This window comes from Bradyrhizobium sp. ISRA442, assembly GCF_038085055.1.
Classification (GTDB): domain Bacteria; phylum Pseudomonadota; class Alphaproteobacteria; order Rhizobiales; family Xanthobacteraceae; genus Bradyrhizobium.
On record NZ_JALGCN010000002.1, the window covers coordinates 264,842 to 283,908 of the forward strand.

The 19,067-nt window shown below is 63.7% G+C and carries 16 protein-coding genes and 1 pseudogene; 8 read left to right on the top strand and 9 right to left on the bottom strand.

What is annotated here, in order from left to right; translation table 11 throughout:
- Window positions 1-9 precede the first annotated feature (9 nt).
- The 3 genes from ntrB to MTR72_RS04330 all read right to left on the bottom strand — a co-directional run bounded on the left by ntrB (window position 10) and on the right by MTR72_RS04330 (window position 3,550).
- A complete protein-coding gene (ntrB, locus tag MTR72_RS04320; RefSeq protein WP_280965196.1) occupies window positions 10-906 on the bottom strand; it encodes a nitrate ABC transporter permease in 897 nt (298 codons plus the stop codon).
- A 59-nt stretch (window positions 907-965) separates the two neighbouring features.
- Window positions 966-2,285: a CmpA/NrtA family ABC transporter substrate-binding protein gene (locus MTR72_RS04325; protein ID WP_280965197.1), complete on the bottom strand. Its 1,320-nt coding sequence runs from the start codon at window positions 2,283-2,285 to the stop codon at window positions 966-968.
- Window positions 2,286-2,632: 347 nt separating this feature from the next.
- Window positions 2,633-3,550: an intradiol ring-cleavage dioxygenase gene (locus tag MTR72_RS04330; protein WP_280965198.1), complete on the bottom strand. Its 918-nt coding sequence runs from the start codon at window positions 3,548-3,550 to the stop codon at window positions 2,633-2,635.
- A 163-nt stretch (window positions 3,551-3,713) separates the two neighbouring features.
- Between MTR72_RS04330 and MTR72_RS04335 the strand changes: the two genes are divergently transcribed.
- Complete coding sequence (locus MTR72_RS04335) at window positions 3,714-4,988, top strand: serine hydrolase domain-containing protein (protein ID WP_341510122.1); 1,275 nt, start codon at window positions 3,714-3,716, stop codon at window positions 4,986-4,988.
- Between the two features lie 317 nt (window positions 4,989-5,305).
- Window positions 5,306-5,647 (top strand): DUF1236 domain-containing protein, encoded by a 342-nt coding sequence (locus MTR72_RS04340; RefSeq protein ID WP_280965200.1) that lies wholly within the window; start codon window positions 5,306-5,308, stop codon window positions 5,645-5,647.
- 306 nt (window positions 5,648-5,953) lie between these two features.
- Here the strand turns inward: MTR72_RS04340 and MTR72_RS04345 are convergent.
- Window positions 5,954-7,662 (bottom strand): annotated as a pseudogene (locus MTR72_RS04345) (SulP family inorganic anion transporter).
- Window positions 7,663-7,919: 257 nt separating this feature from the next.
- Here MTR72_RS04345 and MTR72_RS04350 point away from each other — a divergent pair.
- Both MTR72_RS04350 and MTR72_RS04355 read left to right on the top strand, forming a co-directional pair.
- Window positions 7,920-9,428, top strand: coding sequence for a sensor histidine kinase (locus MTR72_RS04350; protein ID WP_280965201.1), 1,509 nt, complete (start codon window positions 7,920-7,922; stop codon window positions 9,426-9,428).
- 25 nt (window positions 9,429-9,453) lie between these two features.
- Window positions 9,454-10,590, top strand: a complete 1,137-nt coding sequence (locus MTR72_RS04355; protein WP_280965202.1) for a mandelate racemase/muconate lactonizing enzyme family protein — start codon at window positions 9,454-9,456, stop codon at window positions 10,588-10,590.
- Here MTR72_RS04355 and MTR72_RS04360 read toward each other — a convergent pair.
- Both MTR72_RS04360 and MTR72_RS04365 read right to left on the bottom strand, forming a co-directional pair.
- Window positions 10,587-11,318, bottom strand: coding sequence for a cytochrome c biogenesis CcdA family protein (locus MTR72_RS04360; protein WP_280965203.1), 732 nt, complete (start codon window positions 11,316-11,318; stop codon window positions 10,587-10,589). The two genes, MTR72_RS04355 and MTR72_RS04360, sit on opposite strands and share 4 nt — an antisense overlap.
- Before the next feature lie 206 nt (window positions 11,319-11,524).
- Window positions 11,525-11,761: a hypothetical protein gene (locus MTR72_RS04365; protein ID WP_280971039.1), complete on the bottom strand. Its 237-nt coding sequence runs from the start codon at window positions 11,759-11,761 to the stop codon at window positions 11,525-11,527.
- 511 nt (window positions 11,762-12,272) lie between these two features.
- On the opposite strand from MTR72_RS04365, the gene MTR72_RS04370 reads away from it, so the two are divergent.
- From MTR72_RS04370 to MTR72_RS04385, 4 genes are all read left to right on the top strand, one after another.
- A complete protein-coding gene (locus MTR72_RS04370; RefSeq protein WP_280965204.1) occupies window positions 12,273-13,319 on the top strand; it encodes a LysR family transcriptional regulator in 1,047 nt (348 codons plus the stop codon).
- Window positions 13,320-13,347: 28 nt separating this feature from the next.
- Window positions 13,348-13,719: a helix-turn-helix domain-containing protein gene (locus MTR72_RS04375; RefSeq protein WP_279377845.1), complete on the top strand. Its 372-nt coding sequence runs from the start codon at window positions 13,348-13,350 to the stop codon at window positions 13,717-13,719.
- A 337-nt stretch (window positions 13,720-14,056) separates the two neighbouring features.
- Window positions 14,057-14,878 (top strand): enoyl-CoA hydratase, encoded by an 822-nt coding sequence (locus MTR72_RS04380; protein WP_280965205.1) that lies wholly within the window; start codon window positions 14,057-14,059, stop codon window positions 14,876-14,878.
- Window positions 14,879-14,983: 105 nt separating this feature from the next.
- The gene (locus MTR72_RS04385) at window positions 14,984-15,271 is read left to right on the top strand and encodes a hypothetical protein (protein WP_280965206.1); all 288 of its coding nucleotides are present in this window, start codon (window positions 14,984-14,986) and stop codon (window positions 15,269-15,271) included.
- Between the two features lie 45 nt (window positions 15,272-15,316).
- Here MTR72_RS04385 and MTR72_RS04390 read toward each other — a convergent pair whose 3' ends face one another.
- From MTR72_RS04390 to MTR72_RS04400, 3 genes are all read right to left on the bottom strand, one after another.
- On the bottom strand, window positions 15,317-16,396 hold the full coding sequence (locus MTR72_RS04390; RefSeq protein ID WP_280965207.1) for an isocitrate/isopropylmalate dehydrogenase family protein: 1,080 nt from the start codon (window positions 16,394-16,396) through the stop codon (window positions 15,317-15,319).
- A 128-nt stretch (window positions 16,397-16,524) separates the two neighbouring features.
- Window positions 16,525-17,592: an alcohol dehydrogenase gene (locus tag MTR72_RS04395; RefSeq protein WP_280965208.1), complete on the bottom strand. Its 1,068-nt coding sequence runs from the start codon at window positions 17,590-17,592 to the stop codon at window positions 16,525-16,527.
- 147 nt (window positions 17,593-17,739) lie between these two features.
- Entirely contained in the window at window positions 17,740-18,936 is a 1,197-nt protein-coding gene (locus MTR72_RS04400; RefSeq protein WP_280965209.1) for a CaiB/BaiF CoA transferase family protein, read from the bottom strand.
- Window positions 18,937-19,067 lie beyond the last annotated feature (131 nt).

Here is a 19,067-nt window from a genome sequence, read left to right on the forward strand (position 1 = left end):
CCCTCTCCTTCAGTTCTGCGCGGTGCCGCGGGTGACGATCTTGCCGAGGCCCGCGATCAGGCGATCGAGCACGAAGCCGACGATGCCGACATAGAACAGCGCCAGGATGATCTCGCTGATATGCGAGGAGTTCCAGGCGTCCCAGATGAAGAAGCCGATGCCGACGCCTCCGATCAGCATCTCGGCCGCGACGATCGCGAGCCATGAGAGGCCAATGCCGATGCGAAGCCCCGTGAAGATGTAGGGTGCGGCTGCCGGGATCATGATCTTGGCGAAGAACTCCAGCGGATTAAGCTGCACCACCGCGGCGACGTTGCGGTAGTCCTGTGGGATGTTGCGGACGCCCACCGCGGTGTTGATGATGATCGGCCAGATCGAGGTGATGAAGATGACGAAGATCGCCGACGGCTGGCCGTCGCGGAAAGCCGCGAGCGAGAGCGGCAGCCAGGCGAGCGGCGGAATCGTGCGCAGCACCTGGAATAGCGGATCGAGCCCGCGCATCGCCCAGACCGACTGCCCGACCAGCACACCGAGTGCGATGCCGGCGACCGCGGAGAGCGAATAGCCGAAGGCGACACGCTGGAGACTGGCGGAGAGATGCCAGAACAGGCCCTTGTCGATGCCGCCATGGTCGAAGAACGGATCGAAGATCAGCTCCTTGGTGTCCTTGAACACCTTCGACGGCGGCGGCAGGGTCGAGCCGGCGCGGCGGCAGACGAGCTCCCACATCAGCGTCAACAGCGCGAGCACGACGAGCGGCGGAATGACGCGCACAGCCGCCTCTTTCGCCATCCGCACGTAAGTCTCGCTTCGCGACGGGCGCTTCGGTGTCATCGCAACGATCGGCGCGGCGGCACCCGCGGGGGTCGCAGTTTCAATGTCCATCTTCGTGGCAGGCATGTTCATCGCAATCTTCTCCGGCTTCCCAAGACGATGCGGCCGCCTGACGGCGGCCGCGGGCTCCATCAGACTTCGACGCGCTTGATCGCGAGCGACTTCAGATAGGCAGCCGGATTTTCAGGATCGAACACCTTGCCGTCGAAGAAGGTCTCCTTGCCGCGCGAGGTGGAGGTCGGGATGTCGGAGCTTGCTACGCCGAGCGCCTTGGCCGCGTCTTTCCAGAGGTCCTCGCGATTGACCTTGGCAATCAGCGCCTTGCTGTCGAAGCCGGGCTCGTACTTGCCCCAGCGGATGTCCTCCGTCATGAACCAGAGATCGTGGCTCTGGAACGGATAGGAGGCGTGGTCCTTCCAGAAACGCATCTGCTGCGGCGAATTCTCGACCACACGGCCGGTGCCGTAGTCGAACTTGCCCTTCATGCGGTCGGTGACGTCCTCGACCGGGCAGTTGATCCACTGCCGCTTGGCGCAGATGGCTGCGGCTTCCTCACGGTTCTCGACCTTCTCGGCCCATTGCTGGGCTTCCATCACCGCCATCAGCAGGGCCTTCGCCGCCTTCGGGTATTTGTCGACCCAGGCCGCGCGCATGCCAAGCGACTTTTCGGGATGCTTGTCCCAGAGCTCCCCGGTGGTGATCGCGGTGTAGCCGATCTCCTGGTGGATGAGCTGGAGATTCCAAGGCTCGCAAACGCAGAAGCAGTCCATCGTGCCAACCTTCATGTTGGCGACCATCTGCGGCGGCGGCACGACGATGGTCTCGATGTCCTTGTCCGGATCGATACCGCCGGCGGCGAGCCAGTAGCGGATCCAGAGATCGTGGGTGCCGCCGGGAAAGGTCATCGCCGCCTTCACGGCCTTGCCGGAGGCCTTCTTCTTCTTCTCGAGGGCGATCTTGAAGGGCGCGGTGTCGATGCCGACCTTGACGTCGGCATATTCCTTCGCCACCGAGATGCACTGGCCGTTGAGATTGAGCCGCGCCAGGATGTACATCGGCGTTGGCTGGTTGTTCTGCGTCACCTTGCCGGCGGAGATCAGGTACGGCATCGGCGTGAGGATATGCGCGCCATCGATGCCGTTGCCTTCCGAGCCGAGCACCAGGTTGTCGCGCGTCGTGCCCCAGGAGGCCTGCTTCTGCACCTCGACATCGGGCATGCCGAATTTGGCGAAGATACCCTTCTCCTTCGCAACGAACAGCGGGGTCGCATCGGTGAGTGCGATGAAGCCGAGCTTGGCGCCCTTGACCTCGGGGCCTGTGTCTTGCGCGAACGCACCGGCGGGGAAATTCAATTTGGCGGCGGCGAGAAGTGCGGCGGTGCTGCCGGTCGCCTTCAACAATTGACGGCGGCTGAGGCCACTCTCCGAGGGCCGGCGAATGCGCTTGGTCATAGGTCGTGTCGTCCTTTGCGTCGTTGCAGGAAATGAGTGCGTCAGTGCACACGAGCCCGCTCGTCCGGTGACGCCGCCATTGGCGCATGCGAACGCATGACGGGAGAGACCCCCGTCGCGGTGGCGTCGGCAAAGTCGGATGAGAAGTCTCGCGGGACGGCTTCAATGGCGTCGGCACAAGCTATTCAAGCTTTGTGCCAAGCCGATCGACGCAAATATTACATGTAGATCAATGAATTACGCCCACAGGAACAGATTGTCGCGGGCCGCCTTCCGCACGCGGAACTTGCGGCCCGCTCAATTTTTGTGCGCCGCATATAAACTAGGCGGCGCCGGGGTGCGTCTTTTCAGGCGGGCTCCCCGACCTTCACCCCGAGCGGCTTCGGGGCCTGGCCGCCGCCCGGCTTGAGGTGGAATTCGTAACTCATCAGGTGCCAGCGCCCATTGGACTTGGTGCCGTCGGGCATCGCCGGATCGTCGCGCGGCTCTACCTTGGCGATGAGGTCGTCCTTGACCCCGAACACCACGTCGGAATCGAGATATTTGTCGCCGCCGATGAAGACGTGGGTGATCAGCGGCTCAAAGCCCTTCGCGTTCACCAGGAAATGCACGTGCGCGGGGCGCATCGGATGACGCTTGGTCTGCATGATCATCTCGCCGACCGGCCCATCGGTCGGGATCGGGTAGCTGCAGGGCAGGATGGTGCGGAAGAAGAAGCGGCCGTCGCTATCCGTCACGAAGCGCGCCCGCGCCGAGGCGCCGACCTCGTCGTAGTTCGGCTTCTGTGAATCGTAGAAGCCGTCGTCATCCGCATGCCAGACGTCGACGGGGACGCCTGCGAGCGGCTTACCCTGGAGATCGGTGACGCGGCTTTGCACGAACATCTTCTCGCCGGTCAGGTTGTTCGGGGAGATGTCGGTGCCGTGCGCGGTCACCTTGTGCTCGCCGACATAGAAGGGGCCGAGCACGGTGGTCTGGGTGGCGCCGTCGCGATCGCGATGGTTGACGGCATCGACCAGCATGGAGACGCCGAGCACGTCGGACAGGAGGATGAATTCCTGCCGCGTGTCGGTGCATTTCTGGCCGGTACGGGTCAGGAAGTCGATCGCATATTCCCATTCCTCGAAGCTGAGACCGGTCTTGCTCACGTAATCGTGCAGCGACTTCACCAGTTCCTGGAGCAGGAATTTCGCGCGTGGGGTCGGTGTATTGTCGAAACTGCGGACGACGGCTTCGGTGAGTTCGGTCTCGCTGAACTGGGTCATAGGCTGCCTGCTCTCAATTTTTCTCGTTGGCCCGGTGGGCTCCCTGGAAGCGTTCCAGAGTGCAGCCTACACCACTCGACCCGGCTGCGTTAAGCGCGACCGGCTTGGAATGGGCGCGCCATTTCGCTATCAACTGGCCTACAAAAACTGCCCGGAGGAACTGATGCTCGCCCCCACTCCCGCCTCCCCCGAATCCGTCGGCATGTCCAAGGCTGCGCTCGACCGCATCGATGCGCATCTGAAGAACCGGTACATCGATGCCGGCCGCTTCCCCGGCACGCATCTCCTCGTCTACCGTCGCGGCAAGGTCGCGCACAGCTCGGTCCAGGGCCTTGCCGACGTCGAGCGCAAGCTGCCGGTCAAGGACGACACCATCTACCGCATTTATTCCATGACCAAGCCGCTCACCAGCGTCGCCTTCATGATGCTGGTCGAGGAGGGCCTCGTCGCGATCGACGAGCCCGTTGCCAAATACATTCCGGAATGGAAGGATCTCGGCGTGTTCGTCGCCGGCACCTCGCCGGCCTTCCTGACCCGGCCGCCGACCCGGCCCATGCTGATCGTCGACCTCCTGCGCCACACCTCCGGTCTCACCTACGGCTTCCAGCAGCGCTCCAACGTCGATGCCGCGTACCGCGCCGAGAAGATCGGCGAGGTGGAGAAATCCGGTACGCTGCAAACGATGATCGAGGGGCTCGCCAAGATCCCGCTGGAGTTCTCGCCCGGAGAAGCCTGGAACTACTCGGTCTCAACCGACGTGATCGGCTACCTCATCGGCAAGATCTCAGGGATTCCGTTCGAGCAGTTTCTGAAGCAGCGGATCCTCGATCCGCTCGGCATGATTGACACCGATTTCCACGTGCCGGCCTCCAAGGCGCATCGCTTCGCCGCCTGCTATTCCGCCGATCCGGGTGGCGGCATGACCTTCCATGCCGGTCAGCGCCGCGAGGGCCTGACGCTCCAGGACGACCCGACGACGAGTTCGTTTCTGTCGCCGCCCTCCTTCATCTCGGGCGGAGGCGGCCTGTGCTCGACGGTTGCCGACTATCTCACCTTCTGCCGCGCGCTGCTCAACGGCGGCGAGCTCGGCGGCGTCCGGCTGATTGGACCGAAGACGCTGGCGCTGATGACGACCAACCACATTCCGGGTGGCCGCGCGCTCCCGGAAGTGTCGCGCTCATTGTTCTGCGAGGCGACGTATAACGGCATCGGCTTCGGTCTCGGCTTCGCCGTGACCATGCGCCCGGCCGAAACGCTGATCGCCGGCAGCCCCGGCGAGTACAATTGGGGCGGCGCGGCCACGACGTCATTCTGGATCGATCCGGCCGAGGAGCTGATCGCGATCTTCATGACGCAGGTGCTGCCGTCGAGCGCCTATCCGATCCGCCGCGAGCTGCGCAGCATGGTCTACGCCGCGATCACCGAGAGTAACCTGTAGTTCGTTCGCGACGGGCTTTTCCGCGATCACTCGCGAGAGGGACTGATGACGGTCATGGGCTGTGCGCCGGCTTCTTGTCGACGACGGTGCGCCTCTTCGTCTTGATGTCCTGGACGACATAGAATTCGTCGGCCGCAAACACCTCCCTCCAGCAACCATCAGCGCTGCGGTTACCATCTCCAGCTTCATTTGGTCCGCCGGGTGTTCCGGATCGGACGATCCTTGAACGGGAAGAAGCGGCAGTTTGTTCCTCGTCCCGGGAACGTCGCTCAACGTGAGTTGTTGATGCCGCACTTAGTTCGTTTGAGGAGAACAAGATGAAAAAGCTGTTCCTGCTTTCTGCGGCGGCGGTCTTTATCTCGACCGGCGCGATCGCGCAAACCACCGTGACGACGACGACCGGAACCGGTCACGCCGCGGTTCAGATCGAGCCGCAATACCGTACCAAGATCAAAAGCTATATCACCGAGCACCGCGTGCGCCCGATCGTGACGAAGGAAAAGATCATCGTCGGCGGGACGGTGCCGCAAGACGTCGAGCTCGAGGCGGTTCCGGCGGACTGGGGTCCGTCCCTGACGCAATATCGCTATGTCTACTCCGGCGATCGCGTGATGCTCGTGGATCCGGGCACGCGAACGGTGGTTCAGGAAATCGATTGATCGAGATGCGATGGAAACCAGGCGGTCGCCTTCGCGGCGACCGCCTTCCGGAGCTGACCTCATGTCCCCATATCGGGAAGCCAGGATCGCCGGGCTGAGCCTGGCTGCCGTTTACGCTATCTGCCTGGTGCTGACCGCGATCAGCATGACCTGAGCGCTGCAGGCGATTGCGCTGCAAAATTTCGTGCTGCGACCGGCGCGGGCGACGAAAGTAATCTATAGCCTCGGCACCGGCGGATCACGCAATCGGTCTTTGCACTTCGGCGCCGAGGCGGTTCCGCGTACGCTCGAAAGCCGGCAAATGACCTAGCCTTCGGTTCGGTCCTCCCAGTCGTCCCACTTCACAGATAACGAGAAACGGCGACGCCGATGGTTGGAAAGAAATAGTTCTCGCCAAGCTGCGCGAACAAGCCGAATTTCTTCAGCTTGTCCTTTGCCGGATCCTTCAGCTCGGCAAAGCACAACTCTATGCCCTGCGCATGCAGCGCCTGATCCAATTCGGCAACCACATCGCAGGCAGTGACGTCCACACTGGTCACCGGCTCCGCCGCAACGACCAGCCAGCGTACGGGTGTTGGCGATGTCGCTACGGCATCCAGGACACGTTCCTTGAAGAATTCAGCGTTGGCGAAGAACAGCGGCGCATCCCACCGAAACAGGACCAGCCCGGGGATGCGGCGCGCATCCGGGTACCTCGTGATGTCGTGATAGCCTTTGACGCCGTCGGCGCGCCCCAATACGGCGGAGTGAGGGCGCCAGCCGTCCCAGAGAAACTCAACGATGGCGATTGCGATCGCCAGACCTATTCCCGGAATCACACCGAGCACTGCGACACCGACAAAGCAGACGATCGCCAACCAGAATTCCCAGCGCTGAATGCGATAGATTCGCTTGAGGTCGGCGATCTCAACCAAGCCGATCGCCGCGGCGATGACCACGGCCGCCAATGCCGCGCTGGGCAAATGCCGAAGGAGATTCGGCGCCACCAGCAGGAGTGCAGCGATGGCAAGTGCGCCAACGACACTGGCGAGTTGGGTCCGAGCGCCGGCGGCTTCCGCAACGGGTGTACGCGAACTGCTGCTGCTGATCGAGAAGCCCTGAAAGAATCCGGTCACCAGATTGGCGGCACCAAGCCCCACCAATTCCTGGTTCGGATCGGCCCGCGCCCCCAACCTTGCGGCATAGGCACGTGACAGCACACTGGTATCGGCAAATGACACCAGCGCGATTGCGCAACCGCCGACCAGCACCGGGACCACATCGCCGTAGCTGATCCAGGGAACGACGAAACCCGGCAGCCCCTGAGGAAGAGGACCCACGACCTTCAAGCCGTAAGCTGCTCCAAGATCCAGCACACCGACAACGATCGTTGCCCCGACAACCGCGATCAGGATGCCTGGGAGTCGCTTGCTGTCCTTGAGAAGAAGGATCACGACCAATGTGGCGAGCCCGATCCCGAGCGCGACCCAGTTTGTCCGTCCTTCCAGGATTGCGCCGACGATCGCCAATAAGCTTTGCAAGGGTCCTTTGCTCTCGATGGAGAAGCCGAAAAGCGTTGGCAATTGGCTGATCAAGACGGTCAGCGCTATTCCGTTCATGTAGCCATAACGGATCGGCTTGGAGAGAAGTTCGGTGACAAAGCCCAGGCGCGCAAGACCCGCCAGAATGCACACTATCCCCGAAACGATCGCCATCATGCCGGCGAGCGTCGCGGCCCGCAGGGGATCGCCGCCGGCCAACGGAGTGACAACACCCAGGATGATCCCCACAAGCGCCGAGTCCGGGCCCAGGACAAGTATGCGGCTTGGGCCGAACAACGCGTAGACCAGCAGCGGCACGATTGTTGCGTAAAGACCATAGATGCCAGGCAGGCCCGATGCCGCCGCGTAGGCGATTCCAACCGGAACGAGCATTGTCGCCAGGACAACCCCGGCGAAGATATCATGCGGAAGCCACGCTGCCTCATATAGACGGAGCGTCTCCAACCCTGGCAGCCGGTGGATCCAATGCTTCATTGGGTCACTCTCAAACGCGGATCGGACTTGTCAGCCGCGCGTCGTGAGTTGCGCCGCGATTGGCGGACCAGAATCCACTATAGGCCATGTTCGCCTGGCATGTTGCATCATGGCGCCGCGATCGAGCAATCTGCCGGCGCTTTTGCACTGCAGCTTGAGTGCCGTCCACGCGATCAAAATGCGGGGTGGCACAATCGCGGCGCTGCTTTATGCTCCGCCCGTCCGGCGCCGTCGCGCCGGAGCTAGGGCATCTGCGTTTGTCAAAGCTCACCCTGCCGGTCCGGCTCGCTCTCCTGGTCGCAGGAACGACGCTGCCGCTGATCGTCTTTGCCGTCGGCCTCGCCTACTACAACTACGACCAGGATCGCAGCAATGCGACGCGCCGGGTGTTGGAGACGGTCCGCAGCATGCGCCTCGTGCTCGACTCCGAGGTTCAGCGGATGACGGGTGGATTGCAAGTGCTCGCGCTCAGCGACTCCTTGCGAAGCGGTGACTTCGACGGCTTCCGGCGCTTGGCGGACGGCTTCATCGCCCAGTACGGCGGAGACAGCGTCCTGCTCGTTGCCGACAGGTCCGGACGTCAGATATTCTCGACCGTGACGACCGATACGGCGAGCCTGCCGCCGCGCAACAATCATGCGATCGTGGAGCGGGTCTTTGCGAGCAAGGCGCCGCAATATTCCGATCTGTTCATCGGCTCGGTCAAGAAGCGCCCGATCGTGACGGTCGAAGTCCCCGTGCTGCGCAACGGCGAGGTCGTCTACGCGCTCTCGTTCAGCCCGCCGATCGACGTCTTCCAGCGGCTGGTCGAGCAACAACGGCCCGACGACCACTGGGCGGTCTCGCTTCTGGACACCAAGGGCTTCGTGTTCGCACGCACGCCCAATCCAGCCGAGACGTTCGGCAAGCGGGCCTCACCTTCGCTCTACAACGCGATGTTTCGCGCGAGCGAAGCCGCCCTCCCGACGATCTCGCTCGACGGTGTCGCGCTCGCAGCCGCCTATACGCGCTCGAGGCTGACCGGCTGGACGGTCGCCGCAGGCGTCGCGGAGAGTTCGCTGATCGCGCCGCTTTGGCGCAACATCGCGATCACCGGCCTGATCGGCGGCGTGCTGCTCCTGATCGGCCTCACCTTCGCGGTGCGGATGGCGACCACGATCGCGCGCGGCGAGATGCTGCACGACCTGCTGATCGAGGAGCTCAACCATCGCGTCAAGAATACGCTGGCGCTGATGCAGGCGATCGCGGTGCAGACCTTCCGCAGCGCGAGCCGGGACGAGCGGACGAAGTTCGAGGGGCGGCTCGGCGCGCTCGCCGAGGCGCATAATCTGTTGAGCCAGGAGAAGTGGCAGGGCTCGGAGCTGAAGGACGTGCTCGACCGCGTGCTACAGGCCTTCATGCTTACCGCTCCCGAACGCATCCGGATGTTCGGCCCCACGGCGCCGCTGTCGCCGCGGCTTGCCGTGGTGCTCTCGATGATCGTGCACGAGATGGCCACTAACGCCGCGAAATACGGCGCGCTGTCCAACGAGACCGGCAGGGTAACGCTGGATTGGGAGGTGATCGCCGATTCGCCGAAGCCGCGGCTGCGGCTGATCTGGACCGAGATCGGTGGACCGCCCGTGACGGCCCCCGTTCAGCGCGGCTTCGGCTCGCGCCTGATCGAGCGCAGCGCGCGCGACCAGCTCGGCGGCGAAGCGACCGTCGACTTCCTGCCGCGCGGCGTCGTCTACACCATCAGTTGCGCGCTGGACGAGGCGCGCTGAAGCGGACCAACAGGACAGGCATGACATGAAGATCACCAACGTTCGCGCACACGTTCTCGAAGCAAAGCTGTCGCAGCCCTTTGCCTATTCGCGGGCCTGGTACGACACGCGCACCGCGATGCTGGTCGAGATCGAGACCGATGCGGGCGTCATCGGCTGGGGCGAATGCTACGGGCCGGCGAGGATGACCGCCGCGGTGGTTCAAAGCGTCGCGCCATGGCTGATCGGTGAGGATCCGTTGCGCACCGACGTGCTGTGGCAGACTATCTACGCACGCTTGCGCGATCACGGCCAAAAGGGCGTCGTCATCCAGGGACTGAGCGGCATCGACATCGCTCTGTGGGACGTCAAGGGCAAGCACTTCGGCGTGCCCGTGCATCAGCTCCTCGGCGGCGCGGCGCGCCTGGAGGTGCAGGCCTATGCAACCGGACTCTACCGGCGCAAATCAGGCGACCCGCTGCAGTACCTCCCGGAGGAAGCGGCCGGTTATGCCGCGGAAGGGTTCGGTGCGGTGAAGCTGAAGGTCGGCTTCGATATCGCCGAGGATGCCGCGGTGACGCGTGCGGTGCGCGAGGCGATCGGCCCGGATGTCGCGCTGATGGTCGATGCGAACCACGCCTATGACTCGACGGCGGCGATCCGGCTCGGCCGCCTGATCGAACGCCACGATATCGCCTGGTTCGAGGAGCCTGTTCCGCCGGAGGACATCGCGGGCTATCGCGCGGTGAGATCCGCGCTGACCATTCCCATCGCGGGCGGCGAATGCGAGTTCACCCGCTTCGGCTTCCGTGAGATGTTCGCCTCCCATGCGCTGGACATCGCCCAGCCCGACACCTGCGCGGCCGGGGGTTTCAGCGAATGCAAGAAGATCGCCGATATGAGCGAGGCGTTCGGCATTCGATACAATCCCCATGTCTGGGGCACCGGCATCGCGATCGCGGCCTCGCTTCAGCTTCTCGCAGTGCTGCCCTCGCATACGCCGACGTCGCTGGCGCCGCTCCAGCCCTTGCTCGAATTCGACCGCACCGAGCATCCCATCCGCCAGGCGGTCCTGAAGAATCCGATCGAGCACAAGGACGGCACTGTTCGCGTCCCCGACGGTCCCGGCCTCGGGATCGAGATCGACCGCAAGGCGCTCGCGCGCTTCGCGGTGAGCGCCTAACCGATCGTCTGAAGCACCGGGAACGTCTCGAGCAGCCAGATGCTCACGTTCGAGACAGCACCGGTCAGAAATCCGATTCCGGTGATCACCATCAACACGCCCATGGCGCGCTCGACATTGACGAGCTGCCGCTTCATGCGCGCGAACAGTTTCGAGAACTGCTCGATCATCAGCGCGGCGATCAGGAAGGGAATGCCGAGACCTGCGGAATAGACCGCGAGCAGCCCTGCCCCCTTCGTCACCGTCGCCTCTGCCGCGGCGATCGAGAGGATCGCGGCGAGGATCGGGCCGATGCAGGGCGTCCAGCCGAAGGCGAAGGCAAGCCCCATGACGTAGGCGCCCCAGAGGCCGACGGGTTTCGGGATCGGCAGCCGGCCTTCGCGCATCAGGAACCCAATGCGCGTCAATCCGAGGAAGTGCAGACCCATCACGATGATGACGATGCCGGCGAGGATCGAAAGCTCGGCCGACCAGGCGCGGATCAGCCCGCCGATCAGTGAGGCGCTGGCACCCAGGGCGACGAAGACCGTGGAGAAGCCGAGAACGAACAGCAGCGCCGACATCATGACCGCGCGCTTGGAGGCCGATGCCGGCTCCTCGCTCTCGACATGCTCGATCGTGGCACCGGTGAGATAGATCAGATAGGGCGGAACCAGGGGCAGGACGCAGGGGGAGAGAAAGCTGACGAGGCCGGCTATCAGCGCCGCCGGGATCGAAACATTTTGCATGATGCAGTCGGAGCCATTTCAGGCCCCAGGCACAGCGCGCGAGGACTGCGCGAGAGCGGAGCCGGACCGGCTCTGGTGTAGCCGATGCCGGAGAATGCGCAACAGAGGCGCAGGCAAACCAGGGCTCCTCCCGATGCCGTCTGTGATCACAGATGCGGCATCGGGACGCGCACAAATCTCGCAAAAGCGGGATTGGGGCGGCGCGGCTATTTCACCACGCGGAGCAGCGGACGCCGGGGCTGGTCCTGCGTCTGCTTGGAAGGCGGCTGCGGTTCGCTTCCAGCGCTCCGCAGCATTTCGTCGCACAATGCCCGAAGATCGGCATTGTCAATTCCTTTGAGCCTCATCCTCAAATCGAGGATGACAATCGAGAGCAATTCGGCCGTCTCCCGGCCGTTGTTCTGGTTGAGGACCTTGCGGCACTCCTCGAGCGTTCCCAGCACCGACTGCAATTGTTCGTCTAAATGCGACACCGGCGTTCTTTCCGTTCGTTCGGCCTGTGAGAAGTGACGGTAATGTTCCCCACGGCCCCCATACCAGGGTGAGGATAGCACGTGGACTTTACGCCTTCGAACACGAATTCAGGGCGTTCCGAGCCCAAAGCCGGGATTCCACCCAAGAGTAACCCACAGCGCGAGCGGCGGAGGTCGAACCGGCGAAGAGCACAACGCCTGGCGCGGGACGAACGATCCCCATCGCAGCCTCGGACAGGCCACCGCGCAACGCCCATCCTTCCGGACGGATCCGCTCTCCTCGCAGCCATCTCAAGGCTCGCTACGGAACGCACGCGATACCCCTCTTCCGGACGATCTTCTGTCCGATTCCAGCCCCCCAGCGCACCCAAATACCACTCGTGGCGAGTAAAGGATGACGTTCAAAAGTCGTCGCCCCGCAACCCGCCGTGGTTGTGGTTTGCGCAAGATTCTGCCAGTTTAGCGGGCCGGAAGGACTTGTATGCACCTCTTGGCGGAAAGGGGCGTTCCACTGGAAGAACGCCAGAAAGCAAATCTCGGCGGCCTCTCGGATTGGGATGCGGCCCGGATATTCCTTGAAGTTGTCCGTTGCGGCAGTTTCCGCTCGGCGGCCGAACGCCTTTCGTTGTCGATCAACGCAGTCCGCCGGCGAATCGACGATTTCGAGCGCCAGACCGGCACCACCCTGTTCACGCGCGACGTTCACGGCACGCATCTGACTGACGACGGCGCGCTGGTGGTCTCGGCGGTCGAACGAATGGAGGCGGCCACCTTCGACGTCCTGCGCGCCAGCGATTCGATGGTCAACGCGCTGACCGGCGAGGTTCGGGTCGCCGTCACCGAGGGACTCGGGACATTCTGGCTGGCCCCGCGGCTCGTCGAATTCCAGCAGGCCTATCCGAAGATTCTGGTCGACCTGCATTGCGCGATGCGCTCGGCCGACGTCTCCCGCCACGAGGCCGACGTCGCCATCCATCTGTCGCGCCCCTCCGCGCTCGACATCAAGCTGGTGCGGCTCGGCCGCATGCATCTGATGTTCTGGGCCGCGAAGAAATATGTCGAGAAGCATGGCGCGCCGCGATCGGCGACGGAATTGATCAAGCATCGTCTGGTGCTGCAGTTCGCCGACCAGCTCGCCGCCAAGGAAACTTTTGAGAGCTTCTTCCCAGGCGTTCCCGAGCGTGACCTTCTGGTCATGAAGACCAACGTCTCAAGCGCCAACTACTGGGCTGTCGCGAATGGCGCCGGAATCGGCGTATTCCCGAGCTACGCCATTGCGCTTGGCGGGAAGTTGACTCCACTGGACGTCGAGCTGAACAGACCGCTGGATATCTGGTTGTCCTACCATCCCGGTAGCGGCCGGATTCCGAGAGTGCGGCACATGATTGACTGGCTGATCGAAGCTTTCAATCCGGCACGCTTCCCGTGGTTTAAGGACGAGTTCGTGCATCCGCATGAATTCAAGGACTTGTATATGGGCGAACCCCTGACCCAGCTCTTTGGGGGATTTTCAACCGAAGAACGGTGAGAACAATATGAAAGCAGCGGCAAAGAGAATGAAGCAGCGCAGTGCCGGCAAGCCGGACATCGAGCTTGGCAAGCGGATCCGGCTCCGCCGCGTCGAGATGAAGATCTCGCAGGCCGAGCTGGGCGAAAAGCTCGGCGTCAGCTTCCAGCAGGTCCAAAAGTACGAGAAGGGCGTCAATCGGGTCGGCGCGGCTCGCCTTCAGCAGATCGCCGCCGCCCTCGATGTGCCCGTCACCTTCTTCTATGACGGCGACAACAAGGCGCGCGAGGTCGAGAGCCTGCTCTTCCTCGACAGCGCCTTCAGCCTCCGGCTGCTGCGCGCCTACAGCAAGATCAAGGACCAGACGGTGCAGCGTCAGCTCGTCTCGCTGATGGAATCGATCGCGGCGAACGAAGGCTGAGATCGACCGGAGGTCTGGCCATCAGGGCCGGTGTTCAATCCGCCGCGTCGCGGGGGCGTGGCCGGATTGAACGAGACCGTGCGGCGCGCGCATGACGCGATTCTTTTTCTTTCGGGGCGGTCTGACTGCCCCTTTTTTCTTTTCCGGCATCCTGCCGGCCATCGCACCCGCGGTTTTCGCGAACCCATTCAGGCTCTGCCGCGACCTGGTCCCGCCGACTGCGCACGTGGCCATGCAATCGCGGCGCAGGCGGATGCAAAGTCCTTGCCTCGCCGCCGTTGACCCTGACATCGCGTCAGCCGCACATTGCGCCCGTCAAAAGAAAAGCGGGTGCGCGATGCCGGACCAATCCAACACGACCGAAACCTCCCACGCCGACGGCAAGATCCTCAAGCACACTGCCGACGGCGTCGGCGTGATCACCTTCAACAATCCCGACAAGCGCAATGCAATGTCGCTGGAGATGTGGGCGGGATTTGGCGAGGCGCTGACGAGCTTGCGCGACGACGATGCGGTGCGCGTCGTGATCCTGCGCGGCGCCGGCGGCAAGGCGTTCGTGTCGGGTGCCGACATCAGCCAATTCGAGAAGTCCCGACACAATGCAGCGGCGTCGGAAGAATACGCCAAGCGTAGTGCGGCCCAGCGCGCGCTTCTCGCCGACTATCCCAAGCCGACGATCGCCTGCATCCAGGGCTTTTGTCTCGGCGGCGGCATGCAGGTCGCGATGCTCGCCGACATTCGCATTGCTTCCCACGGCAGCCAGTTCGGCATTCCCGCGGCGAAACTCGGCATCGCCTATGGCTATGACGGGTTGCGGAATCTGGTGTCGCTGGTCGGGCCGTCCTGGGCGCGGCTGCTGATGTACACGGGCATGCGCATCGATGCGGAGGAGGCGCTGCGCATCGGGCTGATCGAGCGGATGATCCCGGATGATCAGCTCTGGGGCGAGACCATGGCAATTGCGGAAACGATCTCGGGGAACGCACCGCTCTCGATCAAGGCCGCCAAGATCACCATCGCGCAGGTGCTGAAGGACGAAAGCCGGCGCGACATGGAGGCGATCAAGACGATCGGGAACGCCTGCATGGACAGTGCGGATTTCCGCGAGGGTCGACAGGCCTTCATGGAGAAGCGCAAGCCGCAGTTCCAGGGGCGCTGAAGCTGAACCCGCATTCAGGAAGATTAAATTCCTCGCTGCCCCGCGCTGCAACAGCAACCAACTGATCTCCCGAGTGTTCTTCCGCCACCAACGAGGGAGATTGCGATGAAACTCAAGTTTGCTGTTCTTGGTCTGGCTGCCATGGGCGGTGCTGCGCTCGCGTCAGGGCAGGCTCTGGCGGCGATGCCGAACGGCATTCCGCAAGCCGATCGAATCGCAAGCGGCCCGGCCGCGAACGTCGATCAGGTGCGCATGGTGTGTAACGCCTGGGGCCGCTGCTGGTGGCGCCCGAACTATTACGGCGCCTACGGCTATTATGGCGGCCCGCGACGCTTCTACGGACCGCGTCCGTGGGGCTGGGGCCACCCCTGGCACCGCTGGCACCGCTGGTGAACGATGAAGGGGCCCACGGGCCCCTTTCTCTTGTGCGCGTTCTGACTACAACGCCGCAAGCACGGCTTTCGCGATATCGGCAGTGCCATTGCTGCCGCCGAATTCCATCGGCTTGATGCCGTCGGCATAGACCTGATCCACCGCGCGCTCGATCTTTTCGCCAGCCTCGGCTGCGCTTTCCAAACCGTGCTTGTCGGCGAGCCAGTCCAGCATCATCGCGGCCGACAGGATCATGCCGGTGGGATTGGCCTTGCCCTGCCCCATGATATCAGGTGCCGTGCCATGGCACGGCTGGAACACCGCGTAGCGGTCACCGATGTCGGCTGACGGGGCCATGCCGAGGCCGCCGATCAGGCTGGCAGTGATGTCGGAGACGATGTCGCCGAACATGTTCTCCATCACCATCACGTCGAAATCCCAGGGCCGCTTGACCAGCATCGCCGAACAGGCATCGACATAGAGGCGGTCCGTCTTCACCTCGGGATGGCCTTTGGCGATCTCGTCGAAGATGCCGCGGAAGAAAGCGAAGGCCTTGAACACGTTCGCCTTGTCGACGCAGGCGAGCGCACCCGGCCGGCCGCGCGCCTTGCGCCGCTCGGCGAGCCGGAACGAGAACTCGAACAGGCGCTCGGAGGTCTTGCGCGAGATCACCATGGTCTCGCGCGCGTCCTCATGCGTGACGACGCCCTTGCCCATCGACGCGAACAGGCCTTCGGTGGACTCCCTAATCACGACAAGATCGATGCCGCGCTGATCAGCGCCGACGATCGGGCTCGGCACGCCCGGAATGAGCCGCGCCGGACGCACGCCGGCATAGAGATCGAAGATGAAGCGCAGCTCGATCTGCGGCGCGATCTCGGTGTTATCGGGGTAGCGCACCGACGGCAGGCCACAGGCGCCGAGCAGGATCGCATCCGCCTCTTCGCAAAGTTTGATCGTAGAGTCCGGCATCGACTTGCCGGTCGCGAGATAATTGTTGGCGCCGGCCGGCGCGTCGGTGAAGCGGAAGCTCAAGCCCGATTTAGACTCGATCTTGCGCAACACCTCGATCGCGGGCGCCATGACCTCGGGACCGATGCCGTCGCCGGCGAGCACGGCAATGTGGAAGGCGTTATTTGCGGACATGGGGGTTCCTGAGCGAAGAGAAGAACCAAGTTGTCATTGCGAGCGCAGCGAAGCAATCCAGAAATGCATCCGCGGAAACAGTCTGGATTGCTTCGCTGCGCTCGCAATGACGGAGGATAGTGCGTTTGCTACGGCGTCAGCACCGTGCGTCCGACCACCGCGCCCTGCTGCAATTGCATCAGTGCGTCATTGGCCTTGGCCAGCGGCAACGGCGTCACCGGGATCGGCGGCACCTTCTTGGTGCGGACGAGGTCGAGCAGCTCCTGCGTCTCGCGCAGGTTGCCGACATAGCTGCCCTGGATCGTCACCGCCTTGATCGGGATCAGCGGCAGCGCCCAGGTCGCACCGCCGCCGAACAGGCCGACGATGATAAGCTTGCCGCCCTTGGTCAGGCAGTCGAAGCCAAGCTGCGTCGTCGCGGCATTGCCGACGAGGTCGATCACGGCGCGGATCGGCCCGCCCGCCTTCCTGGCGAGCTGCTCCAGTGCGTCCGGCGCCTTGGGATCGACGGTGGCGAGCGCGCCGGCCTTCTCCGCCGCCTCGCGCTTCCGCGCGTCGATGTCGACCATGATCGCGCCCTTGCCGCCCATCGCCTTGAGCAGCGACAGCGCCATCAGGCCGAGGCCGCCGGCGCCGAACATCACGATCGGCGTGTCGAAATGCTGCTCGACCTTCTTCAGCGCGCTGTAGGTGGTGACGCCCGAGCAGGCGTAGGGCGCAGTCGTCGCAGGATCAAGTCCCCTAAGATTGAGCAGATAGCGCGGATGCGGCACCAGCATGTGGTCGGCATAGCCGCCGTCGCAATAGACGCCGAGCGAGCGCGGCGTCAGGCACATGTTCTCGTCGCCGGCAAGGCAGGTCGCGCATTTGCCGCAGCCGATCCAGGGATAGACGAGACCGACATCGCCGAGCCTGAGATCGCCCTGGTCGGTTGGCTTCACGTCCGGTCCGAAGGCGATGACCTCGCCTACCGTCTCGTGGCCCATGGTCAGCGGCAGGTTGATGCCGCGATCTTTGAGCGACAGCGGTTTGCGGCCGTGGCCGAGATCGTAGCCGCCTTCCCAGATATGCAGGTCGCTGTGGCAGACGCCGGCCGCCTTCACCTTGATCAGCACCTGCGTGCCCTGGGGCTCCGGCGTCGGCTGATCGAACTCCTTCAGCGGCGCCTTGAAATCGGCAACCTTGAAACTCTTCATGGGCGTCTCCCGCATGCTTCTTGTTGTCGCCGCCAGCATGCCACGGCCGGCCCAGCGAGACAAATTCGGACCTGTCTTAGTTTACGCCGCCGGACGATGGCAAGCCGCCGCGGGAAACTGCATCGCATGCAGCCGCCACGATGTCCTTCAACCCTGCGCAGCCGTTTTGCCTGACGGAATTGACGCATTGTCGGCGAGGCCAATCTCCTCGCGCAGCGCGCGCGTATGCTCGCCGAGCACGGCCATCGTCGTGCCCGGCATGGTATCGGCGCCCGACATCCGGAACGGCAGGTTGAGGACCTGGAAGGAGCCACCTTCGTCCTCGACGTAAGACAGCGCCTTGCGATACGCGAGCTGCGGGTCGCGCAGCGCTTCGGCCACGGTGCGGTAGGCCGAAGCCGGTACGCCGGCCTCAGCGAGCGCGGCAAGGCATGCGTCGGTCGTGAGCTGCCGCGACCACGCCTCGACGCCGTCCATCATGTCAGCCCAGTTGTCGCGCCGCGCGCCATAGCTCGAGAAGCGCGGGTCCAATATCCATTCCGGCTGGCCGATCACGCCCATCAGCGCCTGAAACGTCTTCTCGCTGGCGACGGTGATCATGAGGTAGCCGTTCGCCGTCTCGGTCGGGCCGAACATCGGGCGCGGCGGCGGCTTCACGGCGAACTGCGAGCTCTGCAACTCGATCACCGTCAGCGTCAGCATCGATTCCAGCATGGAGACGTCGATGTGCTGGCCGCGGCCGGTGACCGTACGCTGATACAGCGCAGAGGCGATCGCGCCGAAGCCGTAGGTGCCGGTCACGACGTCGGCATGGTAGATGCCGCAATAGTCGGGACGGTTGCGGCCGGGCTGGTAGGCGAGATGCGCCATGTCATAGCCGGACGCCGCATGGATCACCGGCGCATAGGCCGGCAGCTCGGCCGACGGGCCGGCCTGGCCATAGCCGGAGATCGAGCAGTAGATCAGCTTCGGATTGACCGGGCGCAGGCTGTCGTAGTCGAGCCGCAGGCGGCGCATCACCCCGGGACGGAAATTCTCGACCAGGATATCGGCGGTCGCGGCCAGCCGCCGCACAGCCTCCTTGCCGTCCTCCGACTTCAGGTCGAGCACGATGCTCTTCTTGCCGACATTGAGCTGGCCGAACACGGTGCTGCAGCCCTTGCGCAGCGGCGGCCGGGTCCGCATCGTCTCGCCGCCGTCGGTCTCGATCTTGATCACCTCGGCGCCCATGTCGGCGAGCATCCGCGCGCAATGGGGGCCGGCGATCGTCGTCGAAAAGTCGAGGACCCGCAGGCCGGCGAAGGCCTTTGTCGTCGTCCCCTCATGCTTGTCTGCTAGCTGCATTCCGGGAGTCCCCCCTAGGAACAATGGGTGTTCTTCTTGGTTGATGCGGCGACCCTAGATGGCGCCGGCCCGGTAGGAAAGTCCTTACCGGGCGGACGTGTATTGCGGGCGGACTTGGGAATGCCGGGTAA